6 protein-coding genes are annotated in these 5,211 nt (G+C 65.1%); 1 reads left to right on the top strand and 5 read right to left on the bottom strand.

Annotated elements, in window-relative coordinates:
• From AC5IJH_RS18200 to AC5IJH_RS18190, 3 genes are all read right to left on the bottom strand, one after another.
• Positions 1-216: hypothetical protein (locus AC5IJH_RS18200; RefSeq protein WP_491904244.1), on the bottom strand; the 216-nt coding region annotated here is incomplete at its 3' end.
• Between the two features lie 25 nt (positions 217-241).
• Complete coding sequence (gene bshC, locus AC5IJH_RS18195) at positions 242-1,849, bottom strand: bacillithiol biosynthesis cysteine-adding enzyme BshC (RefSeq protein ID WP_491904243.1); 1,608 nt, start codon at positions 1,847-1,849, stop codon at positions 242-244.
• A gap of 15 nt (positions 1,850-1,864) precedes the next feature.
• Positions 1,865-2,785 carry a DUF2520 domain-containing protein gene (locus AC5IJH_RS18190; protein WP_491904242.1) on the bottom strand — a complete coding sequence of 307 codons (921 nt, stop codon included), beginning with the start codon at positions 2,783-2,785 and terminating at the stop codon, positions 1,865-1,867.
• Positions 2,786-2,822: 37 nt separating this feature from the next.
• Here AC5IJH_RS18190 and AC5IJH_RS18185 point away from each other — a divergent pair, with 37 nt between their 5' ends.
• Positions 2,823-4,028 (top strand): acyltransferase family protein, encoded by a 1,206-nt coding sequence (locus AC5IJH_RS18185; protein ID WP_491904241.1) that lies wholly within the window; start codon positions 2,823-2,825, stop codon positions 4,026-4,028.
• A gap of 16 nt (positions 4,029-4,044) precedes the next feature.
• Here AC5IJH_RS18185 and AC5IJH_RS18180 read toward each other — a convergent pair whose 3' ends face one another.
• A complete protein-coding gene (locus AC5IJH_RS18180; RefSeq protein WP_491904240.1) occupies positions 4,045-4,764 on the bottom strand; it encodes a hypothetical protein in 720 nt (239 codons plus the stop codon).
• Between the two features lie 94 nt (positions 4,765-4,858).
• A partial coding sequence (locus AC5IJH_RS18175; protein ID WP_491904239.1) for an exodeoxyribonuclease III occupies positions 4,859-5,211 on the bottom strand: 353 nt, incomplete at its 5' end.

Below are 5,211 nucleotides of genomic sequence, written 5' to 3'. Positions count from 1 at the left end.
TTTTTTGTTCCGCTCCGCATCGACAGACTGCCGGAACAGGCTTTCCTTGCGCTCCTCCTGCTCCCGCAGTGCGCGCGCTGCCCCTTCGAAGTCTTCAAAGGTGCGCTTTCGCGGCGCTGGGGTGTGGCTCAGGATGGAACGGGTCTGGGGATCGATCTTGAGGATCGCGCCGCAATCCGGGCAGGTCACCTCGAACGGGCTGCTGTGCTTCGCCATGGCTCCTCATTGTAGTAGCGGCGGGTTAGACGGTGAGCACCTTGTGGCCGGGACAGGAATCCTCCGCGGCGTGGACAAAGGTTTCGAGCAGCGCATCACCGTGGGTGGCCAGCAGGCTGGCGCCTGCCACGGTGCGCTCCTGCAAGTGGCCGCCGGGGTAGATCGTGTTCACGATCGCGGCGGCATGCCGGCTCAGGCTGCTCTCGCGCTCCAATTGATGTCGCGCGGCCATGCGCCGCAGACGGTTCATCTGGTAGCGCATCTTGGAGGCGGCCGTATTGGCAGAGCGGCCCAGGCCTTCGTCCAGCGAGCCCATCCAGCCAGTCAGGCCGGTCAGTTCCTGGTCCAGCGCATTGCCCGCATTCGCGAGCAGGCGCTTGCCTTCGACCGGCAGGGTGCGCGCGCCCAGCCGCTCGGCGAGCGCATCCGGGGCGGTCAGCGCATCCGGGAACGAGACTGCAAACCGCTCCATACTGGCCTGCACCTTCTGCGTCAGCAGGGTGGCTGAAAGGCGCGGCAGGATGGCTGTTTCGCGGCCCAGCAGCTTGCTGTAGAGCACCGCTGACTGAGCGAAGTAGGCGATCTCCGCCGGGCCGCCCACGTACGCGGAGGTCGGAAGCACGGCATCCTGGAACACAGGCCGGAGCAGTGCGTTCGGACTGAAACGCTCAGGCGCTGCTTTAAGGATTGCGAGCAGCTCATCGGTCGTATAACGATGGCTACCAGCCTTCCACTCATTCGGGATGGCGGTGCGGCGTAAGGGCTGACGCGCACGGGTCAACGCGTCGATCAGAAAGAGCAGGCTCGAACTTTCGGCGACCAGGACTTGCGCGTGGTAGCCGCGGGCGAGCAACTCTCGCTCACGCTCCAATAGGGTCGCGTGCAGCTCATCGGCTCGGGTAAGTGCCGCTTCGAGGATGGGAGCGCCGAGCTCGTGGAAGCCGCGGCTCGCCGGATCGATCACAACCAGACCCCAGGGCGCGAAAAGGCGCGCAAATAACCCCGCGAACGCACCCGCCAGGGTCGCCTCCGGCCTGTAGAGCTCATGCAGGAGCGAGCTGACGAAGCCTGGGCCCAGCAGCGCTTCTGCCTGGGCGAGAGCCGAGGTGATGCCCTGTCCAAGCGCGACTGCGCCGACTGGCACGGGGTGCATGGGGGCAGGGGCGAGCTCGACCGTGCTCAGCGTCCCATCCGGCGCGGCGAGCCGCACCTTCGCGACCTCGGCGAAGTCGTGATCCTCGCTGGCAAGCCAGAAGATCGGGACGGTATCGATGCCTGCCTCGGTAGCTTCGCGAGCGCGTGCGATGGCAGTGGCGGCCTTGAGCAGGGTGTAAAGCGGACCTCCGAAGAGGGCTACCTGCTGGCCGGTCACAACGGCGGAAGCACCATCGCGCAGCCGGTCGATGTTGGCGAGCGCGCCTGGACCGGCGCCGAAGCCCTGGTTCTGATCACGGAGGAGGTTCGCCAGGCGGGTGCGGTGCGCGGAATCGAGCGGGCGACCGGCACGGATCCAGTCCTTGCCGGCAGCAGCATGAGCGTAGAACGGAGTGAGCGGCGTGTTGCTCTCGCTGTAGTCGAGAAACAGCCGGCTGCTATGGGGCAGGGCAGAGCTGGGGTAACACTCCGGTTCCACAAAATCTCCTGAACTCTATGGTCGCCTGTCTACAGGTTTTCTGCGAGTGCCAGGATGCCTGGTTTTGCTCTCGAGAACGATTTCGGGGTGGTCTGCCGCGGTGCCGAGGGCAGTTTTGATGGCAGACCGGTCCGCACAGGGCAGCTCGGCGCAGGGCAGTTGCTGGACGGCTGCGCAGGCCAGCGCGTCGTAAACGTGCGCCAGAAGAGGATGTTTCTGCAGCGCGTGGCGATGCACTTTGAGTGTGGCGGCATCGCCGCGCGCAATCGGCCCGCTGAAGCTGGCCGCCAGCCCGCGGCGGCGGACATTCTCAACCGTAGCCGCCGCCATGGGCAGGATCAGATCAAGCGCTTCCCTCTCCGTCCGACCCGCCGCGCAGAGAGCGCGCACGCCCGCCGAGAGGGTCGCGACCAGCAATGGCGATCCGAACATTGCCCCCGCGTGGTAGAGGCCCTTGGACGCGCTGACGAGTGGAGCCGGCACGCCGCCCAACCGCCGCACCATGCGGGAGAGCCGGCGCTCCATTGCCGTCGCCTCCGCCTCGATGGCAAAGCGCACCCCGGCTAGCGGCACCCGCCGGCGCGTCGGAAAGCTCATCATCGGGTGGACGGAGCCGGTTTGCGCTCCAGCCTGCGCTGCGGCGACGAGAACAGAGCGGTCGAGTGCACCACTCGAATGAACGACGATTTGTCCGCGGAGGTTCGGACGCGCCAGCACCAGCCGCGCTGCCGTGTCGGCGATAGCACCGTCGGGCACTGCCAGCCACAGGATCGGTGCATCGAGCTGCCGGGTCTGTGCCGGAGTCCATGGTGGTGCAGTGGGGGACGCATGCAGCCGGGCCGCCAGCAATCCTGCTGCGTCAAGCGAAGCGGCCAGCGAGTTACCCCAGTTTCCCAACCCGATTACGGCAACGCTGCGGTGTAGCTGTCCGCTCATCGAAGTGGCTCCGGCCAATGTTATCGTGACAACAACTATGCCTGTTCCTAGCGCGGATGTGGATGCCGATCCCGGCGGCTGGGCCTCGACGCGGCTGGGGAACACGGCAACAGCGGTAGTCGACGAGCTTCCCGAGCTGCCTGCCGCGACAGCCTTCGCGTCCGGACAAGGCAGCGATGCGGCTCAAATAACAAAGATGCTGCCCGGCTACCTTCCATGGCTGGACGTGTTGCGGTTTATGGCTTGCTTTCTGGTCATACTGCTGCATACGGGCAAAGGAGGAGTCGGGCTAGGGCACGCGGGCGTTGCGCTCTTTTTCAGCATCTCCGGCTTTCTAATCGGGCGGGTTCTGCTGGAAAACCCGGGGCTGTCACAGTTCTATGCCCGGCGCTTCCTGCGCATCTACCCGGCTTACGCGGTGACGATCGCGCTGCTGGCGTTCTCCACACTGACTCCACTGATGCATCAGCCGGGCGGGAGAGAGCTCTTCTGGCACAACTGCGGATACTATCTGACGTTCACCTTCCAACTCAGTCCGGATGCGGCCCGGCTGCCGCTGCTGATCGTCTGGTCGCTGTGTGTGGAAGAGCTGTTCTACCTGCTGTTGCCGCTAGTCTTTCTGCTCAAGACCCGTCTGCGCGTTGCGGTGGCGCTCGCAGGAATTCTGGCGCTGCTCCTGGTGCCTCGGTTCTCATTGCTCCCGAATGGCACCGGCACGTGGTACCTCTTTCCGCTGAACTTGTTCGCTGGTGTACTGCTGGCGTTAGCCAAACCCCGGTTACGCTCGACCGGCCCGTGGCTCGCACTTGCCGCGATCGTGCTGCTGATTGTGAACGCGTGGACCAATTGGTTTCACATCTTTGGGCCGGTCAGCGCAATCGTATGCACGGCGGCGGTGTGGTCCCTGGCCGTGTATGAGGGCAGCTTGCCACGTTTGCTTCAGCCCTTCCGCTGGATGGGCAGGCTGAGCTATGGCATGTACCTGCTGCACCTGTTCTGCCTGCCGCTGGCGATCCGGCTGCTACTGCATGCGCCGTTGCCAGCTGCGTCGCGCTGGCCAACGGTGCTGGTCCTGACACTGGCGCTGACAGTCGTCGCTGCGTGGCTGCTGCAGAGGACGGTGGAGGACCCGGCGCTTGGACAACGTCATCACCTGGGACGGCACCCCGCGTTGCGCTACGCGCTGGCCACGGCACAGGTGAGCCTGATTCCTCTCGGAGTGCTGCTCGCCGTCCTCCGCTGAGTCTCTGTTGCGCCGCCTACGGCGTCGCAGCATTCTTTGCCGCCGGATAGCGGAAGGTCAGTCGGAGCGTCTGTACGTTCTGCTTGGCGTGATCGAGCGCAGCCCTCGGCGTCACGACGACCAGGGAAGACACGTCGACGCCCGCGTTGAAATCGTCCCTCACCGTATAAGCGAGCGTCACGACGAAGGAGCGGTTCGAGAGATCGCTGCCGGTCGGGTTCTCGAGCACGGGCGCATTCTGCATCGCGACCGCGGCTTGGCGAATGGCGGCAGGCAGCACGACGTTTGCCTTTGCCTGCATCTGCTCCGCATTGTTGCCGCGGAAGAAGTCACGCACACGCGCGAGCCAGCCGCCCAACGAAACGGCGGGTGCAGCGACGCCCGGTTCGGGCACGGTGTAGACGAAGTCGGTCTCGCTGGTGGTGTCGCGCGCGTGGGCCGCGCCTGCGGTCAGGACGCCGAGAATGCTCAGGCCTCCGGTGGCTGTCGTTGTTGTTACGGTCTGGAAGTCGAATTCGGCGGAGACGAGCTGCGGCCCCTGGTGCGACGCGAGATCTGTCTTCACCTGCGCCAGGATGCTGGTGACCGCGCGCGTGACGTCGAGCAGCGATGCAGTGTGCGGGTCGGCCGGCACTTGCACGTTCGCTGACGCAGACTGCGCGAACGCCGTCGGGAGTAAGAGCGTGAGGCATGCGACAGACGCAGAGCCAAGACGAATCAGGCGAGAGCCGAGCACAGGAGCCTCCTTCGAACGCGGAGGGTTGCGCCGCGCGCGATTCCGGCAGTGTGCGTCGAAGTGACGCCTGATTGCAACCGTGGCTGACCCTTCGTCAGCGAAGCTCGATGAACACCGGCGTATGGTCCGACGGCTTGGGCTCCGCGCGCGGCCCCGTGTCGATCTCGCAACGCACCAGGCGAGGCGCCAAGTCGGGCGAGAGCAGGAAGTGATCGATGCGAATGCCACGATTCTTCTCGAATGCCTGCCGGAAATAATCCCAATAGGTGAAGGCGCCGATCAGCTCTGGATGCAGGGAGCGGAACGCGTCGACGTAACCGCGCTCGATCATGGTGCGATAACGGGCGCGCGGCTCGGGCTGGAAGAGCGCATCGCGGCTCCACGACTCGGCTTTGTGGCAGTCGATATCTTCCGGGATGACATTGAAATCGCCGCCAATGATGGTCG

It is taken from the genome of Candidatus Dedyshia acidiphila, from assembly GCF_051025295.1.
Taxonomy (GTDB): Bacteria; Acidobacteriota; Terriglobia; order Terriglobales; family Acidobacteriaceae; genus KBS-83.
The sequence above is the reverse complement of the archived record's forward strand: the minus strand, read 5'-3'. Positions and strand labels throughout refer to the sequence as shown.